Annotated in this window: 12 protein-coding genes; 8 read left to right on the forward strand and 4 right to left on the reverse strand. The window is 33.4% G+C overall.

Features of this window, described 5'->3' with window-relative positions; translation table 11 throughout:
• Window position 1 precedes the first annotated feature (1 nt).
• Window positions 2-1,006, forward strand: a complete 1,005-nt coding sequence (gene fbp, locus H0I32_RS09840) for a class 1 fructose-bisphosphatase (RefSeq protein ID WP_173586326.1) — start codon at window positions 2-4, stop codon at window positions 1,004-1,006.
• 232 nt (window positions 1,007-1,238) lie between these two features.
• On the opposite strand, the gene H0I32_RS09845 is transcribed toward fbp, so the two are convergent.
• From H0I32_RS09845 to H0I32_RS09860, 4 genes are all read right to left on the reverse strand, one after another.
• Complete coding sequence (locus H0I32_RS09845; RefSeq protein ID WP_179313489.1) at window positions 1,239-4,121, reverse strand: alpha-amylase family glycosyl hydrolase; 2,883 nt, start codon at window positions 4,119-4,121, stop codon at window positions 1,239-1,241.
• Between the two features lie 64 nt (window positions 4,122-4,185).
• Complete coding sequence (locus H0I32_RS09850) at window positions 4,186-5,313, reverse strand: SusF/SusE family outer membrane protein (RefSeq protein ID WP_179313488.1); 1,128 nt, start codon at window positions 5,311-5,313, stop codon at window positions 4,186-4,188.
• A gap of 24 nt (window positions 5,314-5,337) precedes the next feature.
• Window positions 5,338-7,218: a RagB/SusD family nutrient uptake outer membrane protein gene (locus H0I32_RS09855; protein ID WP_218747069.1), complete on the reverse strand. Its 1,881-nt coding sequence runs from the start codon at window positions 7,216-7,218 to the stop codon at window positions 5,338-5,340.
• A gap of 25 nt (window positions 7,219-7,243) precedes the next feature.
• The gene (locus H0I32_RS09860; protein WP_179313486.1) at window positions 7,244-10,174 is read right to left on the reverse strand and encodes a SusC/RagA family TonB-linked outer membrane protein; all 2,931 of its coding nucleotides are present in this window, start codon (window positions 10,172-10,174) and stop codon (window positions 7,244-7,246) included.
• A 270-nt stretch (window positions 10,175-10,444) separates the two neighbouring features.
• Here H0I32_RS09860 and H0I32_RS09865 point away from each other — a divergent pair, with 270 nt between their 5' ends.
• The 7 genes from H0I32_RS09865 (at window position 10,445) to H0I32_RS09895 (ending at window position 22,211) form a co-directional block, all read left to right on the forward strand.
• Window positions 10,445-11,491 (forward strand): LacI family DNA-binding transcriptional regulator, encoded by a 1,047-nt coding sequence (locus H0I32_RS09865; protein ID WP_173586331.1) that lies wholly within the window; start codon window positions 10,445-10,447, stop codon window positions 11,489-11,491.
• 133 nt (window positions 11,492-11,624) lie between these two features.
• Window positions 11,625-12,983: an MFS transporter gene (locus H0I32_RS09870; protein WP_179313485.1), complete on the forward strand. Its 1,359-nt coding sequence runs from the start codon at window positions 11,625-11,627 to the stop codon at window positions 12,981-12,983.
• A 6-nt stretch (window positions 12,984-12,989) separates the two neighbouring features.
• On the forward strand, window positions 12,990-13,646 hold the full coding sequence (gene pgmB, locus H0I32_RS09875) for a beta-phosphoglucomutase (protein WP_173586333.1): 657 nt from the start codon (window positions 12,990-12,992) through the stop codon (window positions 13,644-13,646).
• A gap of 44 nt (window positions 13,647-13,690) precedes the next feature.
• The gene (locus H0I32_RS09880) at window positions 13,691-15,997 is read left to right on the forward strand and encodes a glycoside hydrolase family 65 protein (RefSeq protein ID WP_179313484.1); all 2,307 of its coding nucleotides are present in this window, start codon (window positions 13,691-13,693) and stop codon (window positions 15,995-15,997) included.
• A gap of 169 nt (window positions 15,998-16,166) precedes the next feature.
• Window positions 16,167-18,554: a TIM-barrel domain-containing protein gene (locus tag H0I32_RS09885; protein ID WP_179313483.1), complete on the forward strand. Its 2,388-nt coding sequence runs from the start codon at window positions 16,167-16,169 to the stop codon at window positions 18,552-18,554.
• Between the two features lie 4 nt (window positions 18,555-18,558).
• Window positions 18,559-20,439, forward strand: a complete 1,881-nt coding sequence (locus tag H0I32_RS09890; protein WP_179313482.1) for an alpha-amylase family glycosyl hydrolase — start codon at window positions 18,559-18,561, stop codon at window positions 20,437-20,439.
• A gap of 95 nt (window positions 20,440-20,534) precedes the next feature.
• Window positions 20,535-22,211, forward strand: coding sequence for an alpha-amylase family glycosyl hydrolase (locus H0I32_RS09895; protein ID WP_179313481.1), 1,677 nt, complete (start codon window positions 20,535-20,537; stop codon window positions 22,209-22,211).
• Window positions 22,212-22,213 lie beyond the last annotated feature (2 nt).

The raw sequence follows: 22,213 nt of genomic DNA on the forward strand, positions 1-22,213 counted from the left end.
CATGAATACTAGAAAACCAACATTAGGTGAATTTATAATTGAAAATCAAGCTTCGTTTTCATACTCAAGTGGGGAATTGTCCCGTTTGTTAAATGCAATTCGGCTTGCTGCTAAAGTTGTTAATCATGAGGTTAATAAAGCAGGTTTGGTTGATTTATTTGGGAGTTCTGGAGATGTAAATGTACAAGGAGAACAACAACAGAAGTTAGATGTTTTTGCTAATACAACCTTTATTCAAGCTTTAAAAAATAGAAATATTGTCTGCGGAATAGTTTCTGAAGAAGATGACGATTTTATAAAAGTAGATTGTATTGATAACAACAATAGCAGTAAATATGTTGTTTTAATGGATCCGTTAGATGGATCTTCAAATATAGATGTTAACGTATCTGTTGGAACTGTTTTTTCTATTTATAGAAGAATTACACCAATTGGTAGTCCTGTAGAAATGGAAGATTTTCTACAACCAGGTATCAATCAGGTGGCTGCAGGTTATGTGATTTACGGTACATCTACAATGATTGTTTTTACTACAGGAGATGGTGTAAATGGTTTTACATTAAATCCGGCCATAGGGTCATTTTACTTGTCGCATCCTGATATGAAATTTCCTGAAACAGGAAGCATCTACTCGGTTAACGAAGGTAATTATACCCATTTTCCTATAGGGGTTAAAAAATATATAAAATACTGCCAGATGGATGAAGGAGATCGTCCATATACTTCAAGGTATATTGGATCTTTAGTATCCGATTTTCATAGAAATATGATTAAAGGTGGTATTTATATTTATCCAAACAGTACTATACATCAAGATGGTAAATTAAGGTTGCTATACGAATGTAATCCTGTTGCTTTTATAGCTGAGCAAGCAGGTGCCAAAGCAAGTAATGGTTATCAAAGAATTTTAGAGTTAAAACCTAAAGAGATACATGAGCGTGTGCCATTTTATTGTGGTAATACAGCTATGGTTGAAAAATTAGAGAGTTTTTTATTGGATAAATAAAAATTATTTTTTTTGAGTAAAAGATTATCTGCTATGACGATTTAAATTTTTTAAATTGATTAGTTGATGAGCTTTTTTTTGTTTTAAATATAAATTAAGTAAAATATTAGCTTATTAAGATCTTATCTTAATTCTCGACATTTAGAACAAATCATATTTAATTTTAAATAAGTAAAGGTGCTCAATTGAGCACCTTTACAGTATATAGGGATGTTGTTTATTAAGTTAGTAATTAGAGTTTTACTAACTTTGTTGTTAATGTTTGATTTGTTTCATTTTCAATTCTAACAATATACATTCCTGAATTTAAAGATGAAATATCAAAGCTATCTGTATTGGTCAATTCACCTTTAAATGATTTTACTAATTTTCCTGTTAAATCATATACTTCAAGATTAGAAACATTAGCATTAATACTAAAAGATGTTTGCGTTGGATTAGGATAAATACTAAAACTAGATAATGCTTCATCATCAACACTTAATGCTACTGAAGCTATATTTCCTAAGATTCTAAATTGCCCAGCAGGTATTGTTATTGTACTTGTAGAATTACTTATAGTTGTACCGCCTGTAGCATCCATTAAATCAAACCATGTTGTTGTTACTCCACTAGGGAAATTAGTGTTTACCGTTTGAGAAACGACATCAAAATTCGCTAAAATAATAACGTTTCTAAGCTGAGAAGTCGGTATAGAATTATCATATACATCAATTCTAGGTGTTAAATCACCAGAAGTAATGGTGTAATCGCCTTCAAATACAGGTTCTTCAATTTTTAACCTATGTAACTTAGACCAATCGTTATAAATTTCACTTCTTAAAGCATCAGTGATCCAATTGTTTGTCCATTGTGGTTGTGGTTTAGTAGAAAGTTTACAACCATCGTTACTGTAACTTCCATCGCTACAAGTAAAAATTGAATTCTCCATTCCAAGTTCTCCAAAATGCCAAATCATTTTTGGACCAGGAATCATTACAGAAACTGCACCTAAAGCAGACATTCTAGATAAAGCCGTATTAAGATCTTGCACATTATGAGATGAATTGCTAGTGTTACCATAAGCAATGTTTTTATACATTAAGCGCTCTTCATCATGGCTTTCAGCATAACCAACGACGCGTGGTCCATTAAAACCAGTATGGGCATTATATCCCATTCGGCTAATGTTTTTATTACCAGTTTCTGCCATTGTTAGCTCACTATAGGGTGAATTCATTATGCCCCACATCATAATTCCTTTACCTTCATCTAGACGATAATTTGCCCATTCTTTTTCTTCGTTATCAGAACCTAAATGTTCAAAAATAACGTAGTGATCAGGGTCTATGTCCCAAGAATGATCTGCGTATTCTTTTAAAACATCAACACGATCTTGTTGGTAACTACCTGTACAACCTTCATCTCCGCTATCACTACCATTACCACAATTTTGAGTAAATCCTTTTGTTAAATCCCAACGGAAACCATCAATGTTATATTCTTCAATCCAAAAATCTACAACTTGTTTTACATAGTTTTTGGTGTATGTAGAACTGTGATTAAAATCATTACCAACACTATATGAGTGTGTAGGTAGAACATTAAAGTATGGGTTTTCTGTTGAAGGTCCTCCCCAACCATCACCATCAGGATCATCCATCCACATTCTAACCATCGGATTTCTTCCGTAAGCATGGTTAAATGCAATATCTAAAATTACGGCAATACCATTTTGGTGGCAAATGTCTACGAGTTCTTTAAATTTTTCTTGACTACCATAAAATTTATCAATAGCCATATGAAAAGCGGTATTATAACCCCAACTTTCATTGCCTTCAAATTCCATAATTGGCATCAACTCAATGGCATTGATGTTTAGATTTTTAAAATAATCGATGCGATCTATTAGGTCTTGAAAGTTTCTATCCGTGTCAAAATCTCTAATTAAAACTTCATAAATCACTAAATCTTCCTTAGATGGTTTATCGAAATCTGAGACTTGCCAATCGTATGATGTTTGGCCGGTTTGTAAAACAGTTACTTCAAACTCTTGACCTGCCGGATATATTGGCATATTAGGATATGAAGTTTCTGGGATGTATTGATCATCAAAAGGAGATAATACTAGCGGAGAATAAGGATCTGCTACTTTTACCAATGCTGGTGAACCAGATATAGGACTTGCGTCTCCAACCCAATATTGATAAGTTTCAACTTGTTGAGAAGTTAAACCTGTTAACTCAAGCCAAAACTGATCTGTAGCGTTATCTTTTTTCATAGCATATTCATTAGACGCTTCCCAATTATTAAAGCTTCCTAAGACATATACAAAATCTTTATTTGGTGCTGTTAATACTAAAGTTGCCTTTGAATTGTCAGTAGAATTGTAATTAATACCATCTTTTAATCCTGTTGGTAATGTTTCAGATATAGTATTGTTTACAATAATTGAAAATGGTTTTATGATGTTTACACCATCTTGAGTAATAACTAATTCACAAGATTTATTTTCAGTTAAATTTGTAAAGATATACCCATTATAAAAGGTTGTACTATTTTGTGTGTGGACGCTAACGCCATCAACAAAGAGTTCATAATCAGCATTACCTCCTGTGTTTTGTGCTAAAATCTGAGTGCTAGCGCCATTATCTACAACTATAATACCGTTTGAGCTAGAAGAAGGGTTAATCATATTAACTTGGAAAGCACCAATATTAAATATGAAATTTGAACAGTCAGTAGCCTTTAGTTCTTGGTCTCCATTAGGACTTCTAAAAACCATTCCCATTTTGGTAACAAGGCTTTCTTCTTCACTTGTTAGACTAAAATAAGTGTTAGGTGTAAAAGTAATGCTCCATGTACCATCATTATTGTTGGTCATTTCTCCAATACCATCATCTTCTCCCCAGTTTCCAACAACGCCAATGCCATATTCATCACTATCATTACCAACCCCTAAATGAGCATATACTTTTGAAGGGTTACTAATGCTGTTACAATTTGTATCACTACTATTAATATCTACAGTTATAGTTACAGACTCATCAATTAATATTGGACTAGGATTTGTTGTTACTTGTGCTATTGCAATTAAGGGTAATAGCAATAATATATTAAGTAATATTTTTTTCATAATATTTTTGATATCTAAAAAAAGGCTATGAGTTTTCATAGCCTTTTTCATTGTTAAAATTATATTATTCTACAGGGATAAGAATATACCCACCATCTAAGTCATTAAACCAGATGTTGTAAGTTCCTGCAGTTACAGGAATATTAGCTCCTCCTAATTCACCAAAACCACTAAGCGCATTTGCACTACCCCAACTTACATCCCATGCATCGTCAGCTCTAAATTTTAGTTCACCATCAGCTAATTCTACACCGTTTATGTTCCATATATGTTGATCAAAAGTAGATTGAGTCATGTCTGCATCTGCATCCCAACCACCTGCGGTAGCATCTCCAAGGATACCTATAGTAGTATAAGTTGCTGCAGCAGAAGCATCGTAATCTACTAAAGAATAAGTCATTTCTTCAGTGTTAATAGTAAATTCATAATACCCATCTGCAGCTATAGTGAAAGCACTTGGATCTTCTCCCGAACCATCGTTAACTGCTGCTTCATTTTCACCTGCACCAGCACCCCATTGTGGCTGCCATTGTCCTAGTTGTTCTAATAATTTAAAACCTTCACCTCCACTAACAAAGTAGCCTTTGTAGCTAAATAAGTTTTCGTTATCAGAATGTCTAATTAAAGCGGGGTTATTATTGTTTTCGCTCCAACCTGGTGCTGTAGCATCTCCAACAAAAAACAGATTTTTAAAAGTTTCTTCTACTGTTTCTCCTCCATTGATAAGTTTTAGGTTTAAGGCTTGAGTTTCAGAAATTATTTCTAAAGTCGCATCCGTTCCTAAAATGGCTCTCACTCTAAAATAAACATTACCAGTATCTGACATTTCTGTAGCATCATCACTATCTAAACCAGCTTCTTCTGCATAGCTTAATAAGTCACCGATTGTTACTGCGTAAGAGTTGTCTGTAGTTGTGCCAATAACTTCTGTATCTGTAAAATCACCAATTATAGATTTTTGTAATTCATAATTAATATTTGTCTGTATATCAAAATCAGCATCACTCCAAGTAAAACGCTCTCCTATGTTGCTAGAAGCAGAAGGTATGAGAATGTATTCTTCTAAGAAAGCATTCGTAAATGTTAATTCTCCCGTAGGTTGTGCTATATATGTTATGCTATCGTCACTTTCACAAGCATTGAAGCTGATTACGGTGATAAGCAGTAGCGCTAGATATTTAATTGTTTTCATAGTGTTGTTGTTTATATTAGTTTATTAATACCCGTTGTTTTGAATTAAGTTAGGATTTGTTGAAATTGTATTTGTAGGGATAGGAAATATGTTTCTAAATGTACTTACAGAAGTTCCATTAGCTTGGTTTCCTTTAAATGGCCATAAGTAAGAGTTTGTTGTAAAATAGTTGTAACGAATTAAATCGGTACGTCTTTGGCCTTCCCAATACAACTCTCTAGAGCGTTCGTCTAGTACAAAATCTAAATTTAAATCTCCCGAAGTAATATTTCCACTTTCGCTAGCATAACCTCTTGTTCTTAATTCGTTTATTTTTTCAACAGCTGTGCTTAAGCTTCCTCCTCCACCTCTTAAATGAGCTTCCGCGTAGTTTAAATAAATTTCAGCTAAACGTATAAGAGGTAAATCTGTATCAACAAAATCACCACTTGTATCGCTTCCTTGGGCACCGTTAGAATCAATGTTTTTAAATTTAGTTACAGCATAACCTTCTGCAAAAGGAGGAATACTTCCTATTTCTAAACTCTGTCCATCAGTATAAAACATACCTCTTTTATCACCTTCTGAAATAACAGGATCAAAACTATAAGTTAGATTAGCTAAATTAAAAGTCACTAAGTATGTGCCTGCTGTTACTGCGATGTTATCACCACCAAATTCTAATATACCATCAGCGCCAGTGTCACCATAATTATTACCCCAGTTTTCATCAAATCTGAATTTTAATTCTCCATCAGGTAATTCAACATATAATTTGTATAAGTCTGTAGAAGTTTCGTATAATTTTACATCTTCATCTCCCCATTCATTTAAATCACCTACAAGTCCCCAGTTAGAAAGTGTACCGCTAAGTTGACTATTTAATTGAGGGATATTAATGACCCCTGATTCAAATTTTTCAACTAAAGCTTTGGTTGTTCTTAAGCCTCCCCAACCACCGTTGATACCTAAGCTTAAAGGATCCATACTTCCACCTGTTGCAGCGTGAACTAAAAATGTAGAGCCACCAAAGGTTTGAGATTGAATACCATCAAAGTTGGCTACAAAAATAAATTCATTTTGAGCTCCGTTAGTGTTGTTATCTGCTAAGAATAATTCATCATAAGCATTCCCGTTTCCGTTGGCATCAGTTGTGTTAATAGTGTAAGAAGAGTTCAGTACGTTTTCAGAATATGTAATACAATCGGTATATCTAGGTGTTCCTGTCCATACTTCTGCATTTAAATATAACTTAGAAAGTAATGCCCATGCAGCTACTTTATCAACTCTACCGTATTCATTTGAATCTAATAACAAATCTTGAATTTCTAATAATTCAGATTCAACAAAATCAAAAAGTTCAGTTCTAGAGCTTTGAGAAGGTAAGTCTGTAGTAATTTGTGTTACTAAAGGAACATTAGCATAAAAATCTATAAGATTATAGTACGCAAATGCTCTTAAAAAGCGAGCTTCAGCAATAAATGTTTGAGATTCTCCTTCTGGTAATTCAGATGCATTTTTAATAAACGCATTAGTAAAAGAAACTTCTTGTGCTAAACGCACGTACATCGCTCCTGTAAAATCGTTTCCAGCAGACCAATATAAACCATGTAAATCTGGTAAACCTGCGTCTCCCCAACCCACTACAGCGTGATCTGTTGTTAATTCATTTAAGTTGAATAACATACGTGTATATTGAGAAAATCCTTCGTCAATATCTGCAATATCAGCTTGTCCAGAAGGACCTTGTTGACCTGTTAAGGCTAAACTTGCATAAAGCTTAGCAAGGGCTCCTTTTGCTTCTGCTGTGTTTGCAAAAACATCTTGTTCTGTAAAACTATCTGGATCAATAGGATTTTGATCTAAATCATCATGACATGCAGTCATAAAAAGTGAGATAGTTACTATAAATATAATTTGTTTCATTCTATTTTTCATAATTCAAACTTTTTTAAAAATCTACATTTACTCCAAAAACGTAAGATCTAGGTCTAGGGTAGAAGTTACTATCTATACCACCAGAGATTTCTGGATCTAAACCGTTGTAATCCGTTATTGTTGCCACATTTTGAACTGAGCCATAAAGTCTTAAAGTCATATTCTTAATTGCATTATCTAAGGTGTAACCTAAAGTAATGTTATCAATTTTAAAGAATGAAGCATCTTGAACATAATGGCTGCTTAAAAAAGTGTTTTCATTAGATTGATTTATAAATCCATTTTCTAAATAACTTGAGTGTAAGTTTGTTAAGAAATTATTTGTTGTTGGTATTACACCATCTAAGTAAGAGTTACTTGCAGATACATCATTGTATGCATAATTTCCAATATTTGCTCTGGTTACAACAGCTAAATCCCATTTTTTATAGCTTAGGTTCGTGTTTAATCCCATAATAATATCTGCATAAGGATCTTTGTATAAGTATTTATCCTCATCATTTATTACATTATCTCCGTTTCTGTCTACAAAGGCACCTTCTATTGGTTTTCCATTAGTATCATAAACTTGTTGGTATACATTAAAACTGTATGGTGCTGCACCTTCAGTATGTATCTGAACGTTGTTACCTGTTCCTGCACTAATTCCTCCTGCGTCTTGATCAAAAGGTAAATTTGTGATCTCATTATCATTGAATGAAATATTGTAATTAACAGACCATTCAAAATCATCAGTTCTTACAGGTATTAAATTTACGGCAAACTCAACACCACGGTTTTGCATATCACCAATGTTTTTCTGAATTTTAGAACCGAAATTTGTAAACGGATCTACAGAAGCAAAAGCAATTAAGTCTTTAGTTTCTTTTTGGTATAAGTTGACCGAACCAGAAACTCTTCTATCAAAGAAACTATAGTCTAAACCGACATTAAAAGTGTTACCTATTTCCCATCTTAAATCTTCATTTAAAGGTTCTGGTCTGTAGGTTTGGTAAAAAGAATTTCCAAATTGATAATTAGCCGTAGATTGACTTCCTGTATATCGTGTTAAAAATAAATAGTCACCTAAACCATTTACGTTACCAACTTCACCATAACCAACACGTAATTTAAGTTCATTTACGTTATTGCTATCGTTTAAGAAATCTTCATTGTGTAAATTCCAAGCTAATGCAACAGAAGGGAAGTAACCCCAACGATCATCTGGGTTTAATTTTGAAGATGCATCGGCTCTTAAAGTAGCCGTTAATAAATATTTACTATCATAATCATAATTTAAACGACCAAAATAAGATAGCAATACATTTTTAGATTTGTCTATAAATTCAAAATCATTTCCATCTTCTTCTGCTTCACTATCATAACTAAAGTTATCATACTCAAAAGATTGGTAAGAATACCCAGCAACTGCTGTAATATTGTGAACATCTTGAAATGATTTTTTGTAGGTAAAATACGCGTCAAATAATTTATTTGTAGACTCATTAGTGTAAGTGCTTCTCGATCCATTCCAAGTAAGGTCTGATGTCGGAATTAACTCAGAGACAAGCGTTCTGCCATGACTGTTAGATTGGTCAATACCAGTACTTATTGTTGCTGTTATATCAGGAAAGAAGTGTAGTTTGTAATCTGCTTTTGCATTTAATACAAAACGTCTTACTTCAGAACTATCATCTTTTAAATTTTGTAATGCAACAGGATTTGTGCCTGCTAATGTAGGTTGATTACCTGTTGAAGCATCAATCCATGAGAAATAACCTGCGTAAGGTGAGCTAGAATCATATATAGATTGTGTTGGATCAAAATTATTAGCACTACCAATAGCGCCTCGATCTGCAAAGAAATTTTCTGTATAGTTTCCTCTTGCTGAAATATCAAGTTTTAAATGGTCATCAAATAATTTTGGTGATAAATTTAAAGACGCTGTTGTTCTTTGAAAATTATCGCGTTTTAGATTCCCATCGTGATCAGAATGTCCTAAAGAAACCCTCATTGGTACACCAAATAAACTACCTAATGCACTAAATGAATGATCTTGTCCAAAAGCTGTTTGGTAAATTTCATCTTGCCAATCGGTGTTAGAGTTGCCTAAAAGTGCGAGAGTAGCTGCATTTGCGTTAGGATGGCTGTTAACAATACTTCTAAATTGATCTGCGTTTAAAACATCAACTCTATCTACAGAAGTATGAATTGTTGTAGAACTTGATGCGCTAAATCTAAACTCAGAGTCTTTACCTTTTTTAGTGGTAATCATAATAACTCCATTCGCTGCTCTAGATCCATAAATTGATGTTGCAGAGGCATCTTTTAATACCGTCATGCTTTCAATATCATTCGGGTTAATAAGGTTTAGAGGATTTCTAGATCCACCAACACCTCCTTGATCTAAAGGAATACCGTCTAATACAATAAGAGGATTACTAGATAGGCTTAAAGATCCATTACCTCTTATTACAATGTTTTGACCATCTCCTGGAGAACCACTTGCAGAAGTTACAGAGACACCCGCTACTTTTCCTGAAATTAATTGTTGTGCAGAAACTAGAGGGCCTTGATTAAAATCATCAGCCTTTAATAGATCTGCGGCACCGGTTAAATCATCCTTTTTTACAGAACCATAACCTATAAGAAGCACCTCGTCTAATTGAGCTGCATCTTCAGATAAGATAATGTCTATTGGAGATTGACCGTTAAACACAACTTCTTGTGTGGTGTAACCAACATAAGAAATTACTAAAGTTTCACCTTGACTTATTTCTATCATGTAGTTACCGTCGAAATCTGTCGATGTTCCTCGGGACGTACCTTTGATAATGACATTAACACCAGGTAGAGGCATGGCGTTTGCTTTATCTGTAACTGTACCAGTGGCAGTAGATTGTGCCATCAAGGTTGCTGGTAATAATATCAGACAGAATAGTAAAGCATTTAAGATTGTTTTCATACAATATGTTTAAGTTAATTGCTTAGTTAATTAGTTTATATTTTCACTTCTCGGGTTAAAACTATGTAAATTTAACGTGAATTGGCTATTAAAAAAGATGATAGAAGTCACGAAAACGTTTGCGTGTTAAAAACTTTTAAAATAAAATGATATTATTAAGAATATTATGCAAAAAATAAAGGATTTTTACTTTTTAGTACTAATATTGGGATATCAATAATATTCTGAATTTGGTTTTTAACTGAATTAATGACAAATTTATAGTGAGAAATGAGAAAAAAAATCACCTTAAAACAAATAGCAAGAGAATTAGATGTTTCAATCTCTACAGTATCGAAAGCTCTAAAAAATAGTAAAGAAATTAGTGCAGATACGATTCAAAAAGTGCAAGCTTTTGCTAAATTGTATAATTACAGACCAAATAATATTGCCTTAAGTCTTAAAAATAGAAAAACTAATACTATCGGAATTATTATTCCAGAAATTGTACATCACTTTTTCTCTAAAGTGATTAGAGGTGTGGAGTTGGTGGCTAACAAAAGAGGTTATAATGTAATCATTGGTTTATCTAATGAATCCTTTTCTAAGGAAGTTATAAATATGGAAATGCTTGCTAATGGCAGTATCGATGGGTTTATCCTTTCAATGTCTAAGGAAACGTTGCTGCAACAAGATTATCACCATTACAATGAAACCATGAATCAAGGAATGCCTATTGTTATGTTTGATAGAGTAGTATCTGAAATTAAATGTGATAAAGTTATAGTTGATGATTTTAATGGTGCGAAAAATGCAGTGCAAAAATTGATATCTAATAATTGTGAGCATATAGCTCTTATTACAACAAAAGATTATGTGAGTGTTGGTAGGTTAAGAACGCAAGGATATTTAGAAGCATTAGAAGAAAATAAAATTACACCTCAAGCAGAATTAATTCTAAAAATGGATGATACCTTAGATTATGAGGTTCATTTAGAAAAATTAGAAGATGAAATTGAGCAGCTTTTTAATGCTCATAAAGAGATAGATGGTGTGTTTGCAGTAAATGAATTATACGCATTATCTGCTATGAAAGTAGCAAGAAGAATGGGGTTAAATGTACCTAATGATATACAGGTTATAGGGTTTACAGATGGTGTGCTTTCAAAACATTCAACACCTAGTTTAACTACTGTGAGTCAGCATGCGCAATTAATGGGAGAACGTGCTGCGGACCTTTTAATAGATAAAATAGAGAAAGAGTTTGAAGCGGAAGAAGAGCAGTTTCAGACCATTGTAATTAATACCGAATTAGTAGAGCGAGAATCCACCAAATAGAAATTTAACATTGCCGTTTTAAAATCTTTTATATCTTTGTACCATAATCAAAACTTATATTTTCACTTCTCAATGAAAAAGTTTTGATAAGCTAAGCTTGTCAGAATAGTATTAATATTAATATACTATTTTAATGGAAAAGCGTAGATTAAGTTTCTGGCAGATCTGGAACATGAGTTTTGGATTTCTAGGAATTCAGATGGGTTTCGCCCTTCAAAATGCCAACGCAAGTAGAATACTTCAAATTTTCGGAGCAGATATCCACGAACTGTCATGGTTTTGGATTATAGCACCCCTTATGGGATTAATCGTTCAGCCTATTGTAGGGCATTGTAGCGATAAAACCTGGGGGAAATTCGGTCGTAGAAAACCTTATTTTCTAGTCGGTGCTATTTTGGCGTCTGTTGGTTTGGTACTTATGCCACAAGCAGATATGTTTATTGCATTTTTGCCAGCACTTTGGGTTGGAGCAGGGATGTTAATGATTATGGATGCCTCTTTTAATATTGCCATGGAACCTTTCCGTGCTTTAGTAGGAGATAATCTTAGAACAGATCAACGTACTGCAGGTTTTAGTATTCAAACGGCATTAATTGGTTTCGGAGCTGTAATTGGGTCTTGGTTACCTTATGCATTAACCAATTGGTTTGGTGTTTCAAACGAAACTGTAGCAGGTGTTGTACCAGGAAATTTAATTTGGTCCTTTATTATTGGAGCAGTAATGTTGATTATTTCAATTTTAGTAACTGTGGTTACGACTAAAGAATATTCACCAGAAGAATTACATGCTTTTGAAAACGAACACCAAGACACTGATAGTCTTAAAATTCCTGTAGAAGAAAAATCTAGTCTTTTAGATATTTTAGAAGATTTTAAAAAAATGCCAACAACCATGCGCCAATTAAGTTGGGTGCAGTTCTTTTCATGGTTTGGTCTTTTTGGTATGTGGGTATTTGCCACACCAGCAATTGCACAGCATATTTATGGATTGCCAATTACAGATAGCAGTAGTTCTGCATATCAAGATGCTGGCGATTGGATAGGTATTCTGTTTGGTATTTATAATCTTGTATCTGCATTTTACGCTTTCGCATTGCCTTATATCGCTAAGAAAATAGGGAGAAAACGTACGCATTCCATTTCATTAATTATTGGTGGACTCGGATTACTTTCCATTTATATTATGCCGGATAAAAATTGGCTTATCGTTTCTATGATTGGTATCGGTATTGCTTGGGCAAGTATTTTGGCTATGCCTTACGCTATTTTAGCAGGTTCCATTTCACCTAAAAAGATGGGGGTTTATATGGGGATTTTTAATTTCTTCATAGTAATTCCACAAATAATTAACGCATTAATTGGCGGACCTCTTATAAAATACGCTTATGGTGACCAAGCCATATTTGCATTAGTAATGAGTGGTGTCAGCTTTTTAATCGCTGCAGCTTTAGTATCAAAAGTAAAAGACGTTGATGACGTTATTCAAAAATAAAAGTAAATGAACAAAAAAGGATTCATATTCGATTTAGATGGTGTCATCGTAGATACTGCAAAATATCACTTTTTAGCGTGGCAACAACTCGCTAAAGGTTTAGGTATAAATTTTACAGAGGAAGAAAATGAACAACTTAAAGGGGTTAGCCGTGTACGTTCTTTAGAAAAAATATTAGCATGGGGAAATAAAACCATTTCTCAAGAGCTGTTCAATGACCTTATGGGAAAAAAGAATGAAGAATATTTAGGTTACATCGCAGAAATGGATGAAAGCGAAATATTACCAGATGTACCAAAGGTTTTAAAGTTTCTAAAAGAAAATAAACAACCCATCTCATTAGGCTCGGCAAGTAAAAATGCGAGAACAATTTTAGAACGTGTTCATATCATGTCTGATTTCGATGCTATTGTAGATGGAAATGATGTTACAAAAGCAAAACCAGATCCTGAGGTGTTTTTAATAGCAGCTAAGGAAATTAATATGAAGCCAGAAAATTGTATTGTTTTTGAAGATTCAGTGGCAGGAGTAGAAGCTGCGAACACAGCAAATATGATTTCTATCGGAATAGGAAGCAAAGCTATTTTAGGTCATGCGGATTATGTATTCAATGATTTTACAGAAATATCAGAAGATTTTTTAAAATCTCTAATAGAAAAATAAATTAAAAATAAGTATCTCGTAAAGAGGTTTAAAATATCATCATAATGAATCTAGATTATATCATACCAAACAATTGGTCAATCTTAGAAGAAGGATTCGATCCTCAACAAGTTAAGGCATCAGAAAGTTTGTTTAGTATCGGAAACGGAGCTATGGGACAACGTGCTAATTTTGAAGAACACTATTCAGGACCAACATTTCAAGGTAGTTATATCGCGGGTGTATACTATCCAGATAAAACTAGAGTAGGTTGGTGGAAAAACGGTTATCCAGAATATTTTGCAAAGGTATTAAATGCACCAAGTTGGATTGGGATTAATGTTTCTATTAATGGAGAGGCTTTAGATCTTCATACGTGTAAAAATGTAGAAAATTTTAAGCGAGAATTAAACATGAAAGAAGGTTGGTTGTCAAGAAGTTTTACGGCAACACTTCCAAATGATATAGAAGTAGAAGTCAATGTAAAGCGTTTTTTAAGTTTAGATATAGACGAATTAGGTGCTATTGATTATTCTGTTAAGCCATTAAATGCAGATGCAACTATAACTTACCAACCTTATTTAGATAGTGGCATCACTAATGAAGATACTAACTGGGACGATAAATTTTGGGATACCGTAAAAGTATCTCAAGAAGGTGAAAAAGCTTTTATAGAAGCTAAAACCATGAAAACTGAGTTTTATACCTGTACGTTTATGGAATCGCAATTATTTCATAATGGAAATCAAGTAGAAATAGCTTCAGAAAAAGAAGAAACAGATACGACTATTGCATTTTCATATACACAAAAGGTAACTAAAGGCGATACATTTTCTATCCATAAATTTGGTGGTTATACAGTAGATCGAAATCTTGATAAAACCGAAGTAATTACGGTAGCAAAATCAACTTTAGATAAAGCGACCTTAATAGGATTCACTAAATTATTAGAAGATCAAAAACAAGCATGGTCTAACATTTGGGATACCGCAGATATCACAATAGAAGGCGATGTAAAAGCACAACAAGGTATTCGTTTTAATATATTTCACTTAAATCAAACATATTTAGGTACTGATAAAACCTTAAATATTGGTCCAAAAGGATTTACAGGTGAAAAATATGGTGGAAGTACGTATTGGGACACAGAAGCGTATTGTATACCATTTTACATGGCTACAAAAGACCAAAGTGTTGCAAGAAATTTATTAGCTTACAGACATAATCATTTGCAAAAAGCTATTGAAAATGCTGAAAAATTAGGCTTTAAAAATGGTGCTGCATTGTATCCTATGGTAACGATGAATGGTGAAGAATGCCATAATGAATGGGAAATTACATTCGAAGAAATCCATAGAAACGGAGCTATCGCTTTTGCTATTTTTAACTATTACAGATATACTGGAGATTATAGTTATATCCCCGAAATGGGATTAGAAGTACTTATTGGTATTGCAAGATTCTGGCATCAACGCGCCACATTCTCTACGAATAAAAATAAGTATGTTATTCTAGGTGTAACGGGGCCAAACGAATATGAAAATAACGTAAATAATAACTTTTATACCAACTATATCGCGCAATGGTGTATTAAATATGCAGCTCAAAGTATAGAAAAAGTAGAGGCAGAGTACAGTGCGGACTACACACGTGTAATGGATAAAACCAAGCTATCTAAAGCAGAAGTTAGCGAATGGTTAAAGGTTGCTGACAATATGTATTTTCCTTATTCTGAAAAACATAATGTATACTTACAGCAAGATGGTTTCTTAGATAAAGAATTAATTACAGTTACAGATTTAGACAAGTCGCAACGTCCAATTAATCAAAAATGGTCTTGGGACAGAATTTTACGTTCACCATATATAAAACAAGCCGATACACTTCAGGGGATGTATTTCTTTGAAGATGAATTTACAACGGAAGAATTAGAGCGTCATTTCGATTTTTATGAACCATTCACCGTTCACGAAAGTTCTTTGTCACCATGTGTACACAGTATTCAGGCGGCTAAGTTAGACAGAATGGACCAAGCATATACGTTTTATTTAAGAACTTCGCGTTTAGATTTAGATGATTATAACCACGAAGTTCACGAAGGATTGCATATTACTTCAATGGCAGGAACGTGGATGAGTATTGTAGAAGGTTTTGGAGGTATGCGTGTTAAAAATGACACCTTATCATTTGAGCCAAAAATTCCAAAACAGTGGGATGGTTACTCTTTTAAAGTGAATTTTAGACACCAAGTTGTAAAAGTAAGTGTCAATCAAAATGAAACGAAATTTGAATTAGAAGGCGATAAGGATTTACAGATTTTTGTCAACGGAAAAGAAGTGACTATCAGTCCTAATAAGTTAATGACGGTGTAATACTGCATATTTAGTCGGTAGTTAAGTGCAAACGAAGTATAAAACCAATATAAATTTAATATCCTGCAAGGTTTCTAAAACCTTGTAGGTATTTTTTCATAATGAAATGAAATAGAATAAATTTTTCGTTGCGTTTGAAAAAATAAACCTTGTAATTATAAGTTTTAATATGAAGCAAATAATTCTATTCTTAGCATGTATATTTTCCTCATTTTTAATTAATGCACAAAATACAGAACGCACATTTCAATCCTTCGCTTGGGTAAATAAAGGTGTGCCATCTATAAAGGTAAATGATGGTGTTTATATTTTTCAAGCTTATGCCTCAGAAATGGTAGAAACTTCATTTATTCCAAATGATGAAACGATAAATTCAGATTCTCATGCCATTATAGCAAAGCCTGATTTTTCAATTTTTGAAGTTCTAGAAAGTGAAAAAATTATAGAAATTAAAACAAATGGTATTGATATCAAAGTCACTAAAAATCCATTTCAAATTTCATATTACTACAAAGGCAAACTTATCACATCTGAAAAAGCAGGTTATGTTAAAAACGACAGTCTAGAAACTATAGAATTTAATCTTACCAAAGATGAAGTTTTATATGGGGGAGGCGCAAGAGCTTTAGGTATGAATCGTCGTGGGTATAGACTGAAACTATACAATAGAGCGCATTATGGTTACGAAACCCATAGTGAATTAATGAACTTTACTTTGCCAATTGTATTGTCTTCTAACCAATACATGATTCACTTTGATAATGCACCAATTGGTTTCTTAGACTTAGATAGTAAAGGCGATAATACGTTGAAATATGAAACGATTTCAGGACGTAAAACCTATCAAGTCATCGTAGGGGAGTCTTGGTACGACATCACTAATAATTATACAAATCTAACAGGGAAACAGCCTATGTTGCCACGTTGGGCTTTGGGGAATTTCTCTAGTCGTTTTGGGTATCATTCGCAGGAAGAAGTAGAAATGACTATCAATAAATTTAAAGAAGAAGAAATTCCGGTTGATGCTATCATTCTAGATTTATATTGGTTCGGAAAAGACTTAAAAGGAACGATGGGGAATTTGGAAGTCTTCAGAGATTCTTTTCCTGATTTTGAAGGCATGGTAAAACGTCTTAATAATAAAGGTGTAAAAACCATAACTATTACAGAACCTTTTGTGCTTACTACGTCTAAAAAATGGGAAGAAGCTGTTGAAAAAGATGTTTTAGCTAAAGATTCTATAGGGAATCCTGCTAAATATGATTTCTATTTCGGAAATACGGGACTCATAGATATATATAAACCCGAAGGCGAAAAATGGTTTTGGAACATCTATAAAGATATCGCTAATATGGGTGTTGCAGGTATTTGGGGTGATTTAGGAGAGCCAGAAGTACATCCAAGTTGGGTGCAACATCATACAGGTTCTGCAGATGAGGTTCATAATATTTATGGACACGATTGGGCACGATTAATCCACGAAGGTTATCAACGTGATTTTCCAAATGCAAGACCTTTCATTTTAATGCGAGCAGGTTATTCAGGCTCACAACGCTACGGAATGATTCCATGGTCTGGAGATGTCAACAGAACTTGGGGAGGTTTACAAAGTCAACCTGAAATTGCCCTACAAATGGGCATGCAAGGTTTGGCTTATATGCATAGTGATTTAGGCGGATTTGCAGGCGCTAATTTAGATGATGAATTATATGTGCGTTGGTTACAATACGGAGTTTTTAACCCTATTTTTAGACCACACGCGCAAGAAGACGTACCAAGCGAACCCGTTTTTAGAAGTAAAAAAGCAAAAGCATTGGCCAAAGAAGCGATTGAATTACGTTATAAATTATTGCCCTACAATTACAATTTGGTTTATGAAAATAACCAATCTGGTAAACCTTTAATGCGACCTTTGTTTTTTGAAGAAGCGGATAATGTAGCCTTATTTAATTATTCAAAAACCTATTTATGGGGAGATGCTATTTTAGTGTCACCAGTTTTGGAAGCTGAGCTTACGGAACAAGAAATCTATTTTCCAAAGGATAATGTATGGTTCGATTTTTATACCAATGAAAAAGTAGAAGGTGGACAAAGCAAAACCGTTCAACTAAAAGAAAATACGATTCCAACTTATGTAAGAGCAGGTGCTTTTATTCCGATGGCAAAACCGATGCAATCGACAACGGATTTTAATAGTGATAATTTTGAGTTACATTATTATTATTTCGATTCAAGTACGCCAAAAACTACATACAAATTATACAATGATAACGGACTTGAAGCCAATACAGAGAATTTTGAATTATTAGATTTTAAAGCTGCATTTAAAGGGTCTAATCTGCAATTTAAATTCGAAACAAGTAAGGATTCTCAGTTTGAATCGAAAACTAAATCAATAGATTTAATTATTCATAATATTCTAGAGAGTCCAAAAAATGTAAAGATTATTGGTAGTAAAATTCCTTTCTTTTATAATGAAGAAACAAATACATTGATAGTTCCTGTAACTTGGAATACTTCCGAAGTAAAAGAAATTAAAATCAAACTAAAAAAATAAACGAATGCACATAAAAAATCTTATCTTAATTGCTCTTGTTTTTACGGTGTTTGTCGGTTGTAAAAATGAAGTAAAAGAATCGCCAAAATCAGAAGTAATTAAAACGGAAATGAAGAAAAAGGAAGTCGTTTATCAGGTTTTTACACGTTTGTTTGGAAATACAAATACCACTAATAAACCTTGGGGAACTTTGGAAGAGAATGGTGTTGGGAAGTTTAATGATTTTACCAATAAAGCTTTAGCTGAAATTAAAGATTTAGGAGTGACGCATATTTGGTATACAGGTGTTCCGCATCATGATGTGATTACAGATTACACTAAATATGGCATTTCAAATGACGATCCAGATATTGTAAAAGGAAGAGCAGGTTCACCATATGCGGTAAAGGATTATTATAATGTAAATCCGGATTTAGCGATAAATATTGATCACAGATTACTAGAATTTGAAAACTTAATAAAGCGTTCTCATGAAGCAGGATTAAAAGTGATTATTGATATAGTGCCTAATCACGTGGCTCGTAATTACCAAAGTTTATCCAACCCTGAGGGTGTTACCGATTTTGGAGCAGAAGATGATAAAACCAAAACTTACGACGTTAATAATAACTTTTATTACAATCCAGGTGAAGCTTTTAAAGTACCCAAATGGAAAAATGGTTACCAACCTTTAGGTGGTGAAAAAACAGTTTTAGCAGACAGTAAGTTTGAAGAGATTCCGGCAAAATGGACTGGAAATGGCTCAAGAGCATCGCAACCAGATATGAATGATTGGTACGAAACCGTAAAGGTTAATTACGGAATTAGTCCAGATGGGAGAAAAGACTTTGACGAATTGCCAGATGGTTTTGAGAATGAAAATTACAAAAAACATTATGAATTTTGGAGTGATAAAATTGTTCCTAGTTCATGGATAAAATTTAAAGATATCGCTCTCTATTGGACAGAAAAAGGTATTGATGGTTTTCGTTATGATATGGCAGAAATGGTGCCTGTGGAGTTTTGGAGTTATATGAATTCTCATATAAAAATGAAAAATCCAGATGCCTTTTTATTAGCTGAGGTTTACAATCCAAGTTTATATAGAGATTATATTAAAAGAGGTAAAATGGACTATCTCTACGATAAAGTTCAGTTGTACGATACATTAAAAAACGTGGTGCAAGGTCACGGAAGTACAAATAATATTCCACCAATTTTAAATGAATTGCGTGATATTGAACAGCACATGCTTCACTTTTTAGAAAACCATGATGAGCAACGTATTGCAAGTCCCGAATTTGCAGGCAGTGCAGTTAAAGGAAAACCTGCAATGGTGGTTTCTGCAACTTCGTCTACAGCACCAACGATGATTTATTTTGGACAAGAATTAGGAGAGCCAGGAGCAGAAGATTTAGGTTTTGGAGATCCAAGCCGAACCTCTATTTTTGATTATGGATCTGTGCCAAGTCAAGTGCGTTGGGTAAATGATTATTGGTTTGATGGCGGACAATCTACTGAAGCAGAAAAAGAACTTCGTGATTTTTATAAGCGTTTATTAAACTTCACCATTAATAGTTCTGCATTGATGGGAGATTATCAAGATATTCAATGGTATAATCAAGAACATACGGAATGGTATAACGATAAAGTATTGTCTTTTGTGCGTTGGAGTGAAGATGAGAAGTTGATTATTATTTCAAATTTTAATGCAGATAATGCGTACGGATTTGAGTTGCAGTTACCTGAAGATTTAGTTCAGAAATTACAGCTTCAAGATGGAGAATATGAAGTAAAAGATCAATTATACAATACCTATACTTCAACATTAAAAGTAGCAAATGGTAAGGCTGAAGTGAGAATTGATGTGAAGCCTTTAGAGTCGTTCATCCTAAAAATTAAATAAAGCTTTAGTAAGTCTTACAATAATAAACAATCGTCACTTCGAGTGAATTTGAGAAGTATGAACAAATTTGTATCGAGAAGAAATAATAAAAATACATGAAAAAACTAATTTTATTCACCATAATCCTAATCACTTTGAGTTGTAAAAATAAGGATACAGAAAAAAAGACAACTGCTACAGAGGTATCGGATATTATAGAAACGCCATTTGTTTGGGAAGGTGCAAATCTATATTTTTTATTGACAGACCGTTTTAATAACGGTGATACGTCTAATGATCTCAATTTTGATAGAACAAAAGAAGCAGGAAAGCTGAGAGGTTTTGAAGGTGGAGATATTAAAGGGATTACACAAAAAGTAAAAGAAGGTTATTTTACCGATCTTGGAATTAATGCTATTTGGATGACGCCAATTGTAGAGCAAATTCATGGTGGAACTGATGAAGGAACAGGAACTACTTATGGTTATCATGGGTATTGGGCTAAGGATTGGACTACTATTGATCCAAATTTTGGAACCAAAGAAGATTTGCACGAGTTAGTAAGAGAAGCACATGCTAAAGGGATTAGAATTGTATTAGATGCTGTAATAAATCACACAGGTCCAGTAACGGAAAAAGACCCAGTTTGGCCAGAAGAATGGGTACGTACGGACAAACAATGTTCTTACGATAATTACAACAATACCATCAGTTGTACGTTGGTAGCAAATCTTCCAGATATTAGAACCGAAAGTAATGAAGCTGTTGCTTTACCACCACAATTAGTAGAAAAGTGGAAAGCAGAAGGACGTTACGATCAAGAAGTAAAAGAGCTCGACGAATTTTTTGAGCGTACAGGTCACCCAAGGGCACCGCGTTTTTATATTATGAAATGGTTAACGGATTACATTACAGAATTTGGTGTAGATGGTTACAGAGCAGATACTGTAAAGCATACGGAAGAATATGTTTGGCAAGAATTTAAAGTAGAATGTGATTATGCGTTTGCAGAATTCAAGAAAAGCAATCCAGATAAAGTTATAGATGATAACAATTTTTATTTAGTTGGAGAGATTTATAACTACGGAATTAGTAGCGGTCAATTTTATGATTTTGGAGATAAAAAAGTGAATTATTTTAATCCACCAAGTTTTCAAAGTTTGATTAATTTTGAGTTCAAATACAATTCAAAAGATAAAAGCTATGAAGATTTATTTTCTAATTATTCTCAGATTTTACAACATGAATTAAAAGGTTTTGGAACCTTAAATTACTTAAGTTCTCATGATGATGGCAGTCCGTTTGATGCTTTAAGAAAAAAGCCTTATGTTACGGCTAATAAATTGTTATTGGCACCAGGAACAGCTCAAATTTATTATGGTGATGAATCGGCTAGGTCTTTAGTTATTGAAGGAACAGAAGGAGATGCAACATTACGCTCATTTATGAATTGGGATTCTATAGCTAATAATCCAACAACGAAAAAAGTATTAATGCATTGGCAAAAATTAGGACAATTTAGAGCTAAACATCCAGCAGTTGGTGCAGGAACTCATCAGATGATTTTAGCTTCGCCTTATTATTTTTCTAGAAGCTTTAAAAAAGGGGATTTTAAAGATAGAGTTGTCATTGGTTTAGATCTTGAAAAAGGTAAAAAAGTAATTGATGTCTCTAAAGTTTTTCAAGAAAGAGTAATGCTACGTGATGCATATTCTGGAGAAATAGCAACTGTAGAAAATGGAAAAATAACGATAGACTCAGGTTTTAATATAGTATTAATCGAAAAAAGATAAAC

The organism is Winogradskyella sp. HaHa_3_26 (assembly GCF_019278425.1).
Taxonomy (GTDB): Bacteria; Bacteroidota; Bacteroidia; order Flavobacteriales; family Flavobacteriaceae; genus Winogradskyella; species Winogradskyella undariae.

Excerpts from the sequence above, each read along its gene's own strand:
- fbp (WP_173586326.1), top strand. The coding sequence starts at position 2 with ATGAATACTAGAAAACCAACATTAGGTGAATTTATAATTGAAAATCAA.
- H0I32_RS09845 (WP_179313489.1), bottom strand. The coding sequence starts at position 4,121 with ATGAAAAAAATATTACTTAATATATTATTGCTATTACCCTTAATTGCA.
- H0I32_RS09850 (WP_179313488.1), bottom strand. The coding sequence starts at position 5,313 with ATGAAAACAATTAAATATCTAGCGCTACTGCTTATCACCGTAATCAGC.
- H0I32_RS09855 (WP_218747069.1), bottom strand. The coding sequence starts at position 7,218 with ATGAAACAAATTATATTTATAGTAACTATCTCACTTTTTATGACTGCA.
- H0I32_RS09860 (WP_179313486.1), bottom strand. The coding sequence starts at position 10,174 with ATGAAAACAATCTTAAATGCTTTACTATTCTGTCTGATATTATTACCA.
- H0I32_RS09865 (WP_173586331.1), top strand. The coding sequence starts at position 10,445 with ATGAGAAAAAAAATCACCTTAAAACAAATAGCAAGAGAATTAGATGTT.
- H0I32_RS09870 (WP_179313485.1), top strand. The coding sequence starts at position 11,625 with ATGGAAAAGCGTAGATTAAGTTTCTGGCAGATCTGGAACATGAGTTTT.
- pgmB (WP_173586333.1), top strand. The coding sequence starts at position 12,990 with ATGAACAAAAAAGGATTCATATTCGATTTAGATGGTGTCATCGTAGAT.
- H0I32_RS09880 (WP_179313484.1), top strand. The coding sequence starts at position 13,691 with ATGAATCTAGATTATATCATACCAAACAATTGGTCAATCTTAGAAGAA.
- H0I32_RS09885 (WP_179313483.1), top strand. The coding sequence starts at position 16,167 with ATGAAGCAAATAATTCTATTCTTAGCATGTATATTTTCCTCATTTTTA.
- H0I32_RS09890 (WP_179313482.1), top strand. The coding sequence starts at position 18,559 with ATGCACATAAAAAATCTTATCTTAATTGCTCTTGTTTTTACGGTGTTT.
- H0I32_RS09895 (WP_179313481.1), top strand. The coding sequence starts at position 20,535 with ATGAAAAAACTAATTTTATTCACCATAATCCTAATCACTTTGAGTTGT.